At 42.4% G+C, this 15,324-nt stretch carries 12 protein-coding genes; 3 read left to right on the top strand and 9 right to left on the bottom strand.

The window, feature by feature from the left end; all coding sequences use genetic code 11:
• Window positions 1-15: 15 nt before the first annotated feature.
• The 6 genes from CLHUN_RS04860 to CLHUN_RS04835 form a co-directional block, all read right to left on the bottom strand.
• Entirely contained in the window at window positions 16-1,389 is a 1,374-nt protein-coding gene (locus tag CLHUN_RS04860; protein ID WP_080063447.1) for an FAD-dependent oxidoreductase, read from the bottom strand.
• Window positions 1,390-1,469: 80 nt separating this feature from the next.
• Window positions 1,470-3,038 (bottom strand): extracellular solute-binding protein, encoded by a 1,569-nt coding sequence (locus CLHUN_RS04855; RefSeq protein ID WP_080063446.1) that lies wholly within the window; start codon window positions 3,036-3,038, stop codon window positions 1,470-1,472.
• 72 nt (window positions 3,039-3,110) lie between these two features.
• Window positions 3,111-4,007 carry a carbohydrate ABC transporter permease gene (locus CLHUN_RS04850; protein ID WP_080063445.1) on the bottom strand — a complete coding sequence of 299 codons (897 nt, stop codon included), beginning with the start codon at window positions 4,005-4,007 and terminating at the stop codon, window positions 3,111-3,113.
• A gap of 36 nt (window positions 4,008-4,043) precedes the next feature.
• The gene (locus tag CLHUN_RS04845; protein ID WP_080063444.1) at window positions 4,044-5,012 is read right to left on the bottom strand and encodes an ABC transporter permease; all 969 of its coding nucleotides are present in this window, start codon (window positions 5,010-5,012) and stop codon (window positions 4,044-4,046) included.
• A 543-nt stretch (window positions 5,013-5,555) separates the two neighbouring features.
• A complete protein-coding gene (locus CLHUN_RS04840; RefSeq protein WP_080063443.1) occupies window positions 5,556-7,364 on the bottom strand; it encodes a cache domain-containing sensor histidine kinase in 1,809 nt (602 codons plus the stop codon).
• 39 nt (window positions 7,365-7,403) lie between these two features.
• On the bottom strand, window positions 7,404-9,023 hold the full coding sequence (locus CLHUN_RS04835) for a response regulator (RefSeq protein WP_080063442.1): 1,620 nt from the start codon (window positions 9,021-9,023) through the stop codon (window positions 7,404-7,406).
• Window positions 9,024-9,564: 541 nt separating this feature from the next.
• Here CLHUN_RS04835 and CLHUN_RS04830 point away from each other — a divergent pair.
• Genes CLHUN_RS04830 through CLHUN_RS04820 form a run of 3 tightly spaced genes read left to right on the top strand, consistent with a single transcriptional unit; the run spans window position 9,565 to window position 13,256 of the window.
• A complete protein-coding gene (locus CLHUN_RS04830) occupies window positions 9,565-10,938 on the top strand; it encodes an FAD-dependent oxidoreductase (protein ID WP_080063441.1) in 1,374 nt (457 codons plus the stop codon).
• 36 nt (window positions 10,939-10,974) lie between these two features.
• A complete protein-coding gene (locus CLHUN_RS04825; protein ID WP_080063440.1) occupies window positions 10,975-12,348 on the top strand; it encodes an FAD-dependent oxidoreductase in 1,374 nt (457 codons plus the stop codon).
• Between the two features lie 26 nt (window positions 12,349-12,374).
• The gene (locus tag CLHUN_RS04820; RefSeq protein WP_080063439.1) at window positions 12,375-13,256 is read left to right on the top strand and encodes a D-psicose 3-epimerase; all 882 of its coding nucleotides are present in this window, start codon (window positions 12,375-12,377) and stop codon (window positions 13,254-13,256) included.
• On the opposite strand, the gene CLHUN_RS04815 is transcribed toward CLHUN_RS04820, so the two are convergent.
• The 3 genes from CLHUN_RS04815 to CLHUN_RS04805 are packed head-to-tail and all read right to left on the bottom strand — an operon-like array spanning window position 13,253 to window position 15,288.
• Entirely contained in the window at window positions 13,253-14,065 is an 813-nt protein-coding gene (locus CLHUN_RS04815) for an amidohydrolase family protein (RefSeq protein WP_080063438.1), read from the bottom strand. The two genes, CLHUN_RS04820 and CLHUN_RS04815, sit on opposite strands and share 4 nt — an antisense overlap.
• Window positions 14,066-14,093: 28 nt before the next feature.
• A complete protein-coding gene (locus CLHUN_RS04810) occupies window positions 14,094-14,720 on the bottom strand; it encodes a CPBP family intramembrane glutamic endopeptidase (protein WP_080063437.1) in 627 nt (208 codons plus the stop codon).
• Window positions 14,713-15,288 (bottom strand): WHG domain-containing protein, encoded by a 576-nt coding sequence (locus CLHUN_RS04805; RefSeq protein ID WP_080063436.1) that lies wholly within the window; start codon window positions 15,286-15,288, stop codon window positions 14,713-14,715. Before CLHUN_RS04805 ends, CLHUN_RS04810 begins: the two co-directional genes overlap by 8 nt.
• Window positions 15,289-15,324: the final 36 nt, after the last annotated feature.

The following is a 15,324-nucleotide window of genomic DNA, read 5'->3' as shown; positions in this document are numbered from 1 at the left end:
TATACGCTATGCTAATTAATCTCCTAAAAATGCGCCTTGCTCTTTCAAGGTTACGCGGAGCTTTTTTACATCCACGGCAGCAGGGAGCTTACCTTCCTTGACAGCTAATGCGGCGGCTGTTCCGGCCGCCTGACCGAATACAATACAGCAAGGTATCATACGGGTGGCTGAACCTGCTATGGCATCTGCTGAGATAGAACGTCCCGCTACAAGTAGATTGCTCACAGCCTTTGGTACAAGGCAGGTGTATGGTACGCCAAAGTAAGGACCTTTTTCCAGGGTATAATATGTTCCGCCCGGGTCGTTCTTATTGTGGGTATCCATATTTGTTGCCAGAACAGCAATAGAGTTTTCAGGCACGCGGCAATTTATGACATCGTCTGAAGTCAGCTTGTATAACCCTTCAATATGACGGGTTTCACGGATTCCTACCCTGGCAGCCGTACCCATAAACTTTGCATTCTCAAAGCCAACAGCGTATTTCTTCATGAAATCGAACACTTTATGAACCTGCTTCATGCCGATTAATTCGGCCTTGGTCAAATCCTCCGCATTGGTTCCGTCAATATCCAGGATACGGGTTACATTTAAACGATATTCACCGGGCTCAGGACTCTCAAAAAGGCACACCTCTGCACGAGGTACATTTCCCCACTCCTCCTGTTTATCCCTGATCAACCAACTGAACGGACCATAGAAAGGTCGGATTTCAGCCTCATGCTCCTTGATATGCGCCTTCAGCCGTTCCGAATCAACATTGCAAACCCTGAAAAACATAGTCGCCGGCTGCATGTTGCCATCATTGATGTTACCCAGCTCATATCTGACACCGGACCTGGCTGCCACATCCGCATCACCTGAACAATCTATTATGATTTTTGCTCGTATAACCGACATTCCCGACTTGTTGGCAATCACCACTCCCACAATCCTGTCCTCTTCCTTTAAGACATCTATAAACCGGGTATGCAGGAGGAGCTCTGCACCAGCCTCCAGAATCATGTCTGAAGCAACCATTTTTAAAGCCTCATGATCAAAGGGGCCTACATGGTCATGACCAATTTTATAGAAGCCTGCACGGGAGGTTTCGGATCTTACTTCACTGGGCTGAATGGCACCACCCATTTCAACCATGCGGTCTACTATTTCCTGAAAGATACCTTTTATTATCTGCTTTTCACTCTTTGCATCATATACAGTCATAAAAGGACCTACAAGACCGTTGGTGGCCTGTCCGCCAACGCAGCCGGAATCATCGATTACCATAGTTTTTGCGCTATTTCTTGCAGCACATACAGCCGCACCGATACCGGCAGGGCCTGCACCGACAACAAGAATATCTATGTCACGATAAACAGGAAGTTCTTTTTTATAATTTACTTTGCTCATGTCCTTCTCCTTATGATATATTTCGTTATTAGTTTTGTAGCAGCCCCAATGGGACTGCTACAAAAAATGCTTCAATAATTTTATTTACCGTAGAACTCGTCATACCAGGTTTTCATTTCTGTCCTTATCTTCTCGCCTCCGCCATTTGCCCAGTCTGACTGGAAGGTCTTGAGGCTGTCAATTTTCTTGGTGCCGCCAATAAGCTGGAGTATGAAGTCGCTGGTTGACTTGAACAAAGACTGATTGTACTTGGAGTAATTCTCCAACGAAGGCATAAATGCGAAAGTATTGTCTACAAAAATTCCCGGGTTTTCTTTGTTGGTTTTGTTGGTGACTGCATCGAAGGCAGCCCACATAGCATCACTCTTTCTTACACGTGAAGGCCACTGTTTTGCAAATTCTGCTTCGTCAGTACTGTTAAGATACCAGTACGAATTGCCGCGTTCTTCTGCAAATATGGGGTTAATCGGTTTGATGGAACCATCAGTATCATAAGTAAAGTGTGTACCCTCAACACCGATATTGAGGTAAAGCTGATTCTGCTGCTTTATGTTAATCCAGTTAACGGCATGCTCAGCATTCTTGGAGCTCTTCAGTATACAGGTCACCTGATTAATGGCCTCAGTCTTCATATACTTGCAAGAGCCGTCAGAGCCTGCCAGTGCACCAATGTAGCCAATATCTTCATTCTTGAGGCCCAGACCATCCTTACCTGTCATAATCGGTGTGGTAACGGCAACACCAACACGGTTTGATGCTGCAATGATTGCTTTGCCTGCGGATAGCTTCTCATTTACCGTGGTTGTGTTGTTAACTGCCCAATCACGATCTATAAGTCCCTCATTTGAAAGCTTCTGCATAAATTCAATCATTTTAGGGAAATTCTCATGCTCGGTCATGTAGTAGACTTTACCGTTTTCATCAACCATCCAGTCATTATATATGCCAAAGGCAGAAGTTATGTTCTGTGGTATATCCCAGTTGACCGAAGCTTCCGAAGCAGCACGGAAAGGGCCGGTGAATATGATATATTTATCTCCGTAGAACTTTTTAAGAGTAACAAGGGTATTGTAGAATTCGTCTATTGTAGTTGGTATCTCATTAATGCCGGCTGCCTTCATCAAGTCCATTCTTGCTACCATGAAGGTTACTACTTCAGTTGGGTATGGATATTTGTAAGGAATGCCATAGATTTTGCCGTCCGAACCGGAACAAGCCTTCCAGGAATCCGGAGTCACACCTTTGAGGACGTCCTGGCCATACTGGTTAAGTAAATCGGTCAAAGGCATCAATGCACCTTGGGAGAGCAGTGTCTGGAACTGGGAAACACCAACCTGGACAACATCGTAATCTGCACCGGATGCAACTTCCATAAGGAGCTTTTCATCTGCATTTTCAGCGGGAAGTACGTTGTAATTTACTTTGTAACCGGTTTTCTCCTGATAGACTGCTGCCAAGGGGTCAGTGTTGGGATCAAAGCTGACATTATAGCCGAGATACTTAAGCTCCGGCTTTTGACCATCAAGAGCTTTGGTGCTTCCAGATGCAGTTGAAGTGTCGCTTGGATTCGAAGTACCGCTCTGTCCACAACCTGCCAAACTGGAAACAATCATCAGAATTGCAAGAAACAATACAAAAATCTTCTTCATATTTTCCCATCCTCTTTTTTTTTATTTTTACCGGTTTCCCGATAAATTACAATGTGGAATGAAATAAATTTATCAACCCTTGACCGAGCCGATTGTAATACCCTGAACCATGTACCTCTGAACTAACGGGTATAATGCAACAATAGGAATCAGGGAAAGAACAACTACTGCTGCGATAATTCCATCAATGGAAACATTTGCGTAATTGCCTGCCACAAGTCGCTCGACAATTGTCTGTGTATTGCTGATAGTATTATAGGTAAATAGCTGCAAGGTCTGCATTGCAGTGCTATTGGTATACATAACAGCATGGAAGTAATTGTTCCAGTAGTTTACAGCGTACAGCATAGCCACCGTGGCCAATACGGGTGTTGACATGGGACATACAATGGATACCAGTATTCTTATATCACTGGCACCGTCAATTTTTGCCGATTCCTCAATACTTTCCGGCAAGCCCTCAAAATAATTTTTAACGATGAACATATTAAAGTGGACTATAAAAAACGGAAGTATCAGAGCAGCAAAGGTATCCATGATCCCAAGCGTACGAACCACCATGTATGCGGGAACTATTCCCCCGAAGAACACCATGCTGATAATGTATAGCATAATAAAGACCTTGCGCCCTTTAAAGGAGGGCTTGGATAATGGATACGCAGTTGTGATTGTTACCACCATACTGATGATTGTACCGAAAAAGGTAACAATTAAAGTATTTTTCAGTGCATGTAAAAATGTAGTCTCCCTGAGAACATATTTCATTGTTTCAAACTGTATATCCACCGGCCAGAACAGCACAGAACCCGATGTAACCGCAGACGCACTGCTGAAGGACTTGGACAGCACATGCAGAATGGGGAGTATCGCACACAGTGCAAGTATACTCATAATGATGTAGGAAATTACTATCATAACCTTCTCGCTTGCTTCCAGCGGAATGCCCGTTTCATTTTTCTTCATAAACATAGTTTTCACCTCTTACAAGATTTACTTTCATTTCAATTACCAGATACTCCTGTGAAGCAGCTTCTTGCAAACAGTATTTGCACCTACAATCAAGATAAATGCCACAACTGAATTAAATAAGCCAAGTGCGGTACCCAGTGCAAAATCCGACTGACCCAACCCCATACGGTAAACATAGGTCTGTATTACATCCGCCACATCGTAAACTGTCGCATTGTAGAATACAAGAATCTGTTCAAAGCCTGTATCCAGGATATATCCTACCTTTAAAATCAGCATCAGGACGATGGTTGAAGACATTCCTGTCAAGGTTATATGCCAGATTTGACGCAGTTTGGAAGCACCATCTACCCGGGCAGCTTCATAAAGGGAAATGTCAATGCCTGTGATAGCCGCCAAATAAATGACAGTATTCCAGCCGACTTCTTTCCAGCCCTCCGTGAAGACCAGCAGTCCACGGAATACGTTAGTGTCAGAAAAAAAGCTGATTCTTTCAAAACCCAGGGCAGATAAGCCTGTGTTTACGATTCCATAAGTACCCATCAAGGAATAGAAAATACCAAACGTGACGACCCAGGAAAAGAAATACGGAACATATATTGCAGTCTGTGCCAGCTTACGGTAAACCTTATTGCGGATTTCGTTCAATAAAATCGCACATATTATGGGAATCGGGAATAGGAACAAAATCTTATATGCATTAATAATCAAAGTATTTAAAAGGACTTTGATAAACGACGAGCTTGCAAATAAGCGCTCAAAATGCTGCAAGCCCACCCATTCGCTTTTTGCTATTGCATCCAGCGGATTATTGCCTGCAAAAATACTGTAATCCTTAAACGCAATTGTAATGCCATACAGCGGTAAAAACTTATAGACTATCAGAAAGAACAGTCCGGGAATCAGCATTATATACATGAGGTAATGCTCTCTCATATATGCTCCCAATTGAGAATGCATTTGTATTTCGTTTTCTGCTTTTGATTTTAAAGCAAACATTTTCATATTATCTCCCATCTACGCGCATAGCGCGTAACAAATAGTAATGAAAGACGCGTAGTGGCTTTTGCTGCGTGAAATCCACTTTGACTTACCGCATGTATCTTTCACGCTATTCCTACGAAAATTAAGTCAGTAGAAGCTTTACATAACAGAACATTAAAAAATGTGCAGAACATAGACTTTTGAAAGCTTTCAAGATAAGTTTGTATTCAATCTATGTTTTTATATTAGCATACAAACCTTCCATGTTGAATGACTCAATCTTCTGATTTCTTATCCAAAACTGTTATATTTGCATAAAAATCTGCCGGATTTGCGTTGAAATTTATAGAAATAGCACTAAAAAGGTCGATTAATGACATAACTAGAGACTGTCAGAATAGGCCTGAAATACAGGCTTTCCAACAGTCTCTGTGTGCTTCCTTCATAAAGCCAATTACGGTTGAAACCCATAGTAATTGACTTTTAAATTAATCTGTAGTGCTAATTTAAAATGTGGTAACAGTCAGAAAACGCTACTCACTCCCGAACGAGCTTCAAATATGTTTACTCCTGCTGCATATATTTTATGGGTAATGAGAGAGTGACAGTGGTGCCTATATTCAGCTCCGAGCTTATCACCAGACCACAATCCTCCCCTCCGAACAGCTTGAGTCTTTCATCTACATTTCCAAGCCCATAGCCCTTTGTATTGCTGTTTTCCTGGCTTAATATCCTTTCTATCTGCTCCCGGCTCATTCCGTGACCATTATCCTTTATGATGATTACTAATTTGCCATTTTCCTCTTTTGCGGCAATAACAAGCCGGCCGTCCCGGTCTTCCTTGTGCAGGATCCCATGGTTGAGGGCATTTTCAACTAATGGCTGCAGAGATAATTTTGGAATAAGGCACTCCATAAGATTATCATCTATATCAAAATCTATGGTGGAAATATTACTGAATCTCTTTTGCATAATCCCAATATAGGCCTCAATCAGCTCCAATTCATCATGAAGAGTAACAACATCCCTTCCCTTGCTCAAACTCAGGCGGAAGTATTTGGAAAATGCGTTGATCATCCATATGCCGTCTTTCTTGTGATCCTCCAGTATCATCCACTTGATGGAATCTAAAGTATTGTATAGGAAATGAGGATTTATCTGTGCCTGTAAAGCTTTTAACTGATAATCCCGGGCCTTCAATTTGGCTTCATAAGATTCTTCCATCAGTCTTTTTATAGTAACAACCAGGTGGTTTGCATTGTTTTCCAGCAATGCAAGTGATCTATTATTTTTAACCTCCCGTGAAGCCATATTGTCAACCTGGTCTATGCCGTCGTTATTCAGCACCATGATAGCTGTATTGATTCGTTTTACGGTATTTTCAATAATACTGGAATATATCAATATCAATGAAATTACAAAAACTACCACAACAGCTATAATCAACAGAGCACGCATCACATCAAAAGAAAAAACATCCGAACCATAGACAGCAGATGCGGGTAATCTCATGACAAGGTACCAATCTGTCGCACTCAATTTGGAATATGCCACAAGATCGGCATTCTGACTCATACTTCCGCTCATATGTCCCGTTTTATTCATCAATACGGTGCTGAGTTCAGCATCAGAAAGTCCCCTTTTACCAATCAAGGTCGAATCCGGATGAGATATTATAACGCCGTCCGGGTCTACCAGGTAAATTTCCTCATCAATGCTGATACCAGCCGAAAATATCCTGCTGAGCTTTGTCTCTTCAATATCCAGTTGCAGTACACTTGCGATTTCATCATAATTGGTCTTGCTGGAAATTGTCATCCGGCAGGAAATGATATTTGTTAAACCCCTGCCCTCATAAATACGTGCCCCATAGGTTTTCAGCCAAAGGACGCCTCGTTTGTAAGTTTCATTGGTTTGCTCCGCAAGCTCCGGGAGGGAATAAAAGGTTTCCTGCTGATTTGCATAAATTTTGCCGGCAGGCACATACAAACGTATTTTACTGATCATATGTTTTCCTTCATAAGCTGAGACCAGAGATTTCAGTTCATCATATTCTTCCATTTGTGTTTGAACATCGGTGCTTCCGCTTCTGACGTAAGGATAAGCCGTACTGAGAATAGAAAGGGCATTCTCGGAAATTTGCTCAAAACGGTAATCCAGATTGTTTTTTATTTGACTGATGGCTAATTGCATATTGTTTGAGAGCTCATTTTCAATGATATTTGCCGAATGGACGGAATAAAAATATACGATGAGCGTAAGCGGTATAACCACACTAAAAGCAAAAAGAGCTATTGCTCTTTTTGATAAGCGCATATTGCCGCCATATAAAATCCCACTGGAAATTTTCTCGCGTAACTTAATTCGCTTCATAGACATTTCCTTTCCATACACCCATTTCTTATACAAAGGCTATTGCTCTGAAGATGCTATGGCAATATTCCTGTATTCGCTGGGCGAGATTCCTGTATATTTCTTGAACAGACGAGAAAAATAGCTGGGTGATAAATAGCCCACCTCATAGCATACATCGTACAGTTTGATGTAGGGATCCGACAGGAGCTTCTTTGCTTTCTCAAGCCGGGTCAGGGTCAGATAATCATTTATTGTAGTTCCGGTGACCTGTTTAAACAGCACGCACAAATACGTGGGTGTCAAATAGACATCCTTTGCCAATGTGCTTATTGATATCTGTTCCTTAAAGCGTTCTTCAATAGTTTTCCGTACCTGGTTGATGATAGTATGGGAATAGGTCTTGCTCATGCTGCTCATGAGGGCTGCCACCTCAAAATACAGCTTTTGAATCAGGATGCACTGTTCTTCAAAATCCCCGCAGCACAGGAATCTGTCCAAAATCCTGCGCTGGTTGGAATAATCACTTTTTTTATTTATTTTTATATCTGTTACGATTCGCGTAGGAAGAAGGAGTAAAAAAATCATCAAATTCTGCTCTTCATCATGCTGAAAATTTTCTCTTATTACAGTAAAAAGCTCTTCAAGTACCTTTGATACCTGTTCGGTGTTTCCGCTGCTCAAGCATTCCTGCAAGCTTTTTTCAGCGTTTTCCTTATATTCCTTCAGACTTTCGTCCATTTCATATTTATCAACGGAAATAGCCAGGGCATCGTCCAGCAGGTATCTTTTGCTTATGGCATTGGACGCATTCTCATAGGAGGTTTTTATATTTTCAAGCCCCTTAAACCTGCCACTGATACCAATGGATACCGGCAGCTCCATACCGCCCTTGAGACGCTTGTTCAGATTTTCAGAAACTTCCAGGAGAGTCTCCTCATATTCATCTTCTGATAGAGATAGAATCATCACATATTCACCTTGTTTATTTTCAAAGCAAATGGTATCACTATACTGTTTTCCTACTTCTGTACATTCGTTTTGTATCCGGAGAGACAGAAGCTGGCGCTCACGTTCCGACAAGACATGAAAAGTGCTGTAAACGCGCTGTATCTGCACCACCAGTACGCAGTAGTACATTTCATCATTCAGCGGAATATTCAAAAATGCTATACGTTCCTTCATTATAACGGGATTTTCGAAATCATCACGAATCATTGTGATAAAAAAACGCTCCTGCAAAAGTGGAAAGCTCTGATTCAAGAGATTTTCCATATCAGCCAGGTTCTTTTTACTCTGCTTCTCGCTATTCATAATATTGACAACCCGGCTAACCGTCTCGTCAAGCTCGTCCAGATCAATGGATTTGAGTATATAGTCCACAGCCTCGACTTTAAGCGCCTTTTTCAGGTAGATTACATCATCATGACCACTAATGAATATTATCTTTATATCGGGATAAAGCTCCCGTAAATTCTTTGCCAGTGTTATCCCGTCCATGTAAGGCATAAGGACATCAGTAAGCACCAGATCAATGTGATTATCCTTCACAAACTGAAATGCCTTCTGACCGTCAGAATGATCGGCAACTATCTCAATATCGTGAGCACTCCAGTCAAAGTGCTTTTTTAAGCCCTGGCGTACCAAATCTTCATCATCAACAATAATAGCTTTATACATAATTCTCCCCCGTCTGATATTATCTAATATTCGAAGTATCCGTCATTTATATATCGTAATGAGTTTTTTGTATTAATTTGCATATTCCTTATAAATTCTATGCCCTGAAACGGGATAGCTATCATAGAAACCATGCTTTGCTTAATGCATACATGCGATGATTTGAAATTATATGTCAAGTATACCACATAAAATTACTGCCCAACAATATTGTAAATTACGATATCTAGAACTTTGTTTAGCTTTAGGAGGTGCAAATTCCACATAATATAATATATCCTGGAATATATTCCATATTTTATGTAAATATATAATATGAAGCAATGTACTATTTGTTTGAAACCTATCACTATTCTTCACTCCTTTTTCTGTTCTGTTGACTTGAAAGTATTACATGCTATATTAAAAATAAATACTTCTCCTTTCATCAGTTGATTTGACTCGTTGTGACAGTGGTCTGTATGCCGCACGAGGACGACGTTAAAACATGCACTGTTATTTAATTTGTTAACATAAATAATCAGGTTTTCAGGAGGATAGCATGAGTGAAATTCAATACACAAAAACCGTCAAAACCGTAATAGAAACAGATGTCCTTGTGATAGGCGGCGGCACTGCGGGCTTCGGCGCAGCAGTTGCAGCAGCACGCAACGGAGCTGCCACACTTTTAATTGAGCGTTTAAGCATGCTTGGTGGTATGGCTACGGCAGGTCTGGTGGGCCCATTTATGACTTGCTACGATAATGATGCCGAGGAACAGTTGGTAAAGGGCATTTTTGATGAACTCTGCATTCGGACTGAGGCCCGCGGTGGTGCTATTCATCCTTCCAAGGTGGAAGGTATGACTTCTTATTCTTCATACTATATGGCAAGCCATAGACATGTTACTCCATATCAGTCGGAGGTGCTTGCGGTGGTAATGGAAGAGATGCTTCAGGAATCAGGGGCACAAATGCTCTTCAATGTACAGGTCACTGATTGTATTACCAAGGATGGAAAGCTGGATTATGTAATCGTCAATATGAAGGAAGGTATTGCGGCAATTCGTGCAAAGCTATTCATAGATTGCACCGGGGATGCTGATGCGGCTTATTTTGCAGGGGTTCCCACATGGCTTGGCAAAAAGGAAACCGGCGTTATGCAGCCTGTCACTCTTTTCTTTGAGGTTGGCAATATTGACCGTGATAAATATTTAAGTGAGCTTGAAGCCAATAAATCCAATTTGGACAGCCACACTGCCAATTGCTTTGCACATTATGTAGAAGAAGCCAGACGTAACGGTGACTGGACGCTTGACCGCAATGAGCTGGGTAACTATGAACAGAATATACCCGGAAGATGGAAGATTAATACCACTCGTATTGCATATATTGATGCTACAAAGACTTCAGATATAACTAAAGCTCTTATAGAAGGCAGACGTCAGGTGCAGGAAATCGTTGCATTTATGAAAAAATACCTTCCCGGCTGTGAGGAGGTTCAGCTAATTCAGGTGGCTACTGCACTGGGAGTTCGTGAAACAAGACATATTGTAGGAAAATACGAGCTTACAGCAGAGGATATACTCTCTCGCAAGCATTTTGACGATGCAATATGTACCTTCGGCTATGCCATTGATATACACAATTCAACGGGGGGTGGTGTTACATTTACCTGTGTTGACAGATACTACACCATACCCTACCGCTGCCTGCTTCCTGAGAACTGTGACAATATGCTTGTTGCAGGACGCAGTATATGTGGTTCCTCGGAGGCCGCAGCAAGCTATCGGGTCATGCCTGCATGCATAGCTATGGGGCAGGCGGCAGGCACAGCCGCCGCAATAGCACTTAAAAGCGGCGTTTGTCCCGAGAATGTGGATATTGTTAAGCTTCGGAATACTCTGATTGAGCAAGGTGCAGTTATCAAGGATTAATAAAACAAAAAACTATATAAATGAAGGAGAAAAACTATGAAAACCCTCCAAAAAAAATATGATGTGGTTGTCATTGGCGGCGGCCCGGGCGGCATCCCTGCAGCAATCGCAGCAAGCAGAAATGGTGCGAAGGTACTTCTGGTAGAGAAGAATGGATATCTTGGCGGCAATTTAACCATAGGTTTACCGTTGCTTGGATATCTGGACAAAGATGGTAAACCTGTGACTGCAGGTATTGCACAGGAGCTTGTTGATGAACTGGTAAAACGTAATGCCTGTACAGCTCATTATCCCTGCCCTATGCACAATTCAGTGACTCTTTACAATCATGAGATTTTTAAAGTCGTTGCATTTGAAATGTGTCTCAACGCAGGCGTAGAAATACTGCTGCATACCGAAATCATCCATACCAACGTAGATAATGGCAGGATTAAAACAGTCACGTTATTTGGAAAGGGTTATCATATTATTGTAGAAGCTGCTGTCTTTATAGATGCCAGCGGAGACGGCGACATGGGTTATATGGCCGGTGCTGCCTACAACATGGGTCAAAAGGGCACAGGTGCATTACAGCCGCCTACCCTTATGTTTACCTTGGGCAATGTTAATACCGACAAAACAATAGAATTCATCGCAAGTGATCCTGAACAGATGCGGTTATGCAGTACCATTGAGTGTGACTTTGACAAGTACAACGCTGAGTTTTTCCGTTCAAACCCACACCATGTCATGGTGGGTTTGCGCAAACTCTTCCTGGAACTTAAAGCAAAAGGCGAATTGCCGGTTGACCGGGATACCCTTATCTACATCAAAAGCCTGATTCCCGGAGAGGTACACATTAATTCTACCCGGCACCTGGGAGTAAACGGCAGTGATGTACTGGATTTGACGCGTTCAGAAATTGAGGGGCATTTACAGATTCCAAAGCTGGTGGAAACTCTCAAAAAGTATGTTCCCGGATTTGAAAACTGCTACATAACCCGGATATATCCTTCAATGGGTATCCGTGAAACGCGCCGTTTTGCAGGGCTCTGTGAATTGACAGAGGAAAAAATCATGGTTGGAGATGTTCCGGAAGATACGGTAGCTCTGGGTTCTTACATCATTGACATACATGAGGGCAACGGTGCAGGCACTATTGTCAAGCGCATAAGGCCGTACGGTATCCCATACGGCTGTACAGTAAGCAAGGATATTGACAATCTCATGTTCAGCGGCAGATGTGCTTCTCTGGATGCAGTAGTCATGAGCTCCGCAAGGGTTATGCCTACCTGCATGGCCATAGGAGAGGCCGCAGGTGTGGGTGCTGCACTGGCAGTCCGGCAGGATATCCACCCCGCTCAGGTGGATGTGAGCGAAGTTCGCAGCATCCTCCGCAATGCCAACGTAATACTTGAGCCTGCCGAATAAAACCTTTGCCTTTAAGGAGGAGCAACATGAAATACGGTATCTATTATGCATATTGGGAGCAAGAATGGGAAGCTGACTATAAATACTATATCGAAAAGGTTGCAAAACTTGGTTTTGATATCCTGGAAATAGCAGCTTCACCTATACCTTTTTATAGTGACAATCAGATTAATGAACTGAGAGCATGTGCCAGAGGCAATGGAATTACTCTTACAGTGGGGCATGGGCCCGGTGCAGGGCAAAACCTGTCTTCTGCCGATCCTGAAATTCGCAAAAATGCCCTGGCCTTTTATACCGATTTGCTCCAGCGTCTTTACAAGCTGGATGTGCCTTTGATAGGCGGGGCTTTATATTCCTATTGGCCGGTGGATTATACAAAAGCCATTGACAAAAAAGGAGATTGGGAACGCAGTGTTGAAGGTGTTCGTGAGGTAGCCAAAGTGGCTGAGGCTTGTGGAGTGAATTTCTGCCTTGAGGTTCTTAACAGATTTGAAAATTATTTGATTAACACTGCACAAGAGGGAGTAGATTTTGTAAAACAGGTTGGGCATGGCAATGTGAGGGTAATGCTTGATACCTTCCATATGAATATCGAGGAAGATAGCATGGGAGGCGCAATCAGGACTGCAGGCCCTTACCTGGGACATTTGCACACCGGCGAATGTAACCGGAAAGTTCCCGGCAGGGGAAGAGTCCCATGGAACGAAATTGGTGAGGCCCTGGCCGATATAGCTTATACCGGCAGCGTTGTTATGGAACCCTTCGTCAGAATGGGCGGAACTGTCGGATCGAATATTAAGGTCTGGCGTGATATCAGCAACGGTGCAGATGAGGGAAAGCTGGACAGGGAAGCACAGGCCGCACTTGACTTTTCCAGATATATGCTGGGGAACCGCCAGACATACTAATCCTGCAACTTTAAAATGTTTCTCGCATTCAGACTATAAATGTGCTCTTTTGCATTATCAGACAGCTTCAGACGTTCAAGCCTGTCAAGCTGTTCATCAATGCCCGCATAAGGCGTATCTGTACCAAAAACAATATGTTCATAGCCGAAAGCGTCAATTGCGTGCTTAATATCACTGCCCTGGATTCTTCCGGAGCTTGAAGTATCAAAATAGACGTTTTTCAGGTTTACGCCACTTTCACAGAAGAGGTCCGTACCGGTCAAATGCCCGATGATAAATACGGCGCTTTGGTTCTCCCTTATAAAGCGCAGCAGCTTCAGGACCTCCTTTTTGGAATATAAGTGAATGAAAACCGGCAATTTGTTTGAAGAGGCAATGTCCACCAGATTTTTAAATTCTCTGCCGTCTATCTTAAACGGATTCCATGCCTGATGTAGTTTTATTCCCTTTGGCCGATATGTACGAATACTGGTTTCCAGACTATTCATGTGTCCGGTATCCAGCGGGTTTACCCAAAGAAACTGGATAATCAGCCCGGGTAGCTGGTTCTTCAATTCACAGACAAATTGATTGCCATCTCCGTTACCTTTGAAAAAATGGTTATAAGCCAGCCGGTTCATCCTGTTCATCATATAAATGCTGTCGGGCTTCTGTTTAAAAGGCATGCCCGGCGGCGCCTTAAGCTTTTGCATATTCTTGGGGCTCGTACATAAAACGATTTTCTCAATATTGTACTTCCGGGACATAATTTTTATTGAATCTACTGTGCCGTAATTTCCTGCTGCATGGGCGTGAATATCAATCAGCATAAAAACCCTCCGCTCAAAATCTTATTTATCAGACTAAAAATAAGACAATCCCCACCCCCACCGCATTAGCCAGAAAATGTGAGCTCCAGCAGGCATAGACACTTTTTGTCCTCTCAAATATAATACCGTACAATATGCTGTCTACAAAAATGAAAAACAAATCGTAGAGCACAATATTAATTGCACCGGAAGAATAATGGGCGATGGAAAAAAAGAATGAGGTGACGGCAATGGCATAAGCCGGCTTTATCCTGGTACTCATCTGGGCTTGAAGGAAGCCACGGAAAACCACTTCTTCCGCAAATGCTAAAATAAGCAGTTGTATAATCAACACAGGAAGCTTATCAAAAACCAGTATGGGTTTGGTGCGCTCTAAAACATGTATGTAAAAATCAGGCATGATGAGCTTTGAAAGAAGCACTGCCGTCACTCCGCTCACCACAGGCAATAAGATCAGCCAGCCTGCTTTTTTGAAACCCTCCAGAATACTTTGAGGTGCAATTTCTATATTCTCCTGCTTCTTACGGCTTTTTCTTTTTTCAACAATCCAGAATGGAATCGCTATAATCATGGCTATGGCGGGAACCCGGATCAGACAGGACAAACATATTATAATAACCGCACTTAATCGGATGATATTTTTCTTATTATCCATTTCCTCTTGCCTCCCTTATTTGTCTTAAGAACCCGGTAAATGCATTGCGGAGCATTTGTTCCGTCTCTTTTTCCTGAAAAGCGCAGCTATTTGTCACCAGCATAGAAGCGATACCATGGGTGAATAACCAGGTCTCTGCATAGAGCAGCCTGGCATCCTCTATCCCTATGTTGTTTGCTGCCGCAATTCCTGCAGCAATCATGGCATTCTCATCCCCATCCGTCATTTCTATAAAGTTATTGACCTTAAAATGATTATTCATGAAAATCATCCTGAACAGGTTAGGTTCCTCTTTGGCAAAGCTTATGTAGGCCATACCAATGCTTAAAAAAATATTGTCCGGATTAATCCGGCCTTGGATATACTCGTTATAGAAGCCTTCGGCATAAGAGAATAAATCCCTTTTCAATTCTGCCATATCCTTGTAAACACGGAATATGGGCTGGGTAGAACAGGCGAGTTGAAGAGCCAGACTGCGGGCATTTATATATTCCCAACCTCTTTCCCTGGTCAAGGTAAATGCTGCCTCTATTATGTTTTCTTTAAAAATTTTTATTTTGGGCGGCATAGTGAAACTTCTCCTTAAAATAACATACGTTATATA

Origin of the sequence: Ruminiclostridium hungatei (assembly GCF_002051585.1) — a bacterium.
GTDB lineage: Bacteria > Bacillota > Clostridia > Acetivibrionales > DSM-1351 > Ruminiclostridium > Ruminiclostridium hungatei.
The sequence above is the reverse complement of the archived record's forward strand: the minus strand, read 5'-3'. Positions and strand labels throughout refer to the sequence as shown.

Excerpts from the sequence above, each read along its gene's own strand:
- CLHUN_RS04860 (WP_080063447.1), bottom strand. The coding sequence starts at position 1,389 with ATGAGCAAAGTAAATTATAAAAAAGAACTTCCTGTTTATCGTGACATA.
- CLHUN_RS04855 (WP_080063446.1), bottom strand. The coding sequence starts at position 3,038 with ATGAAGAAGATTTTTGTATTGTTTCTTGCAATTCTGATGATTGTTTCC.
- CLHUN_RS04850 (WP_080063445.1), bottom strand. The coding sequence starts at position 4,007 with ATGTTTATGAAGAAAAATGAAACGGGCATTCCGCTGGAAGCAAGCGAG.
- CLHUN_RS04845 (WP_080063444.1), bottom strand. The coding sequence starts at position 5,012 with ATGAAAATGTTTGCTTTAAAATCAAAAGCAGAAAACGAAATACAAATG.
- CLHUN_RS04840 (WP_080063443.1), bottom strand. The coding sequence starts at position 7,364 with ATGAAGCGAATTAAGTTACGCGAGAAAATTTCCAGTGGGATTTTATAT.
- CLHUN_RS04835 (WP_080063442.1), bottom strand. The coding sequence starts at position 9,023 with ATGTATAAAGCTATTATTGTTGATGATGAAGATTTGGTACGCCAGGGC.
- CLHUN_RS04830 (WP_080063441.1), top strand. The coding sequence starts at position 9,565 with ATGAGTGAAATTCAATACACAAAAACCGTCAAAACCGTAATAGAAACA.
- CLHUN_RS04825 (WP_080063440.1), top strand. The coding sequence starts at position 10,975 with ATGAAAACCCTCCAAAAAAAATATGATGTGGTTGTCATTGGCGGCGGC.
- CLHUN_RS04820 (WP_080063439.1), top strand. The coding sequence starts at position 12,375 with ATGAAATACGGTATCTATTATGCATATTGGGAGCAAGAATGGGAAGCT.
- CLHUN_RS04815 (WP_080063438.1), bottom strand. The coding sequence starts at position 14,065 with ATGCTGATTGATATTCACGCCCATGCAGCAGGAAATTACGGCACAGTA.
- CLHUN_RS04810 (WP_080063437.1), bottom strand. The coding sequence starts at position 14,720 with ATGGATAATAAGAAAAATATCATCCGATTAAGTGCGGTTATTATAATA.
- CLHUN_RS04805 (WP_080063436.1), bottom strand. The coding sequence starts at position 15,288 with ATGCCGCCCAAAATAAAAATTTTTAAAGAAAACATAATAGAGGCAGCA.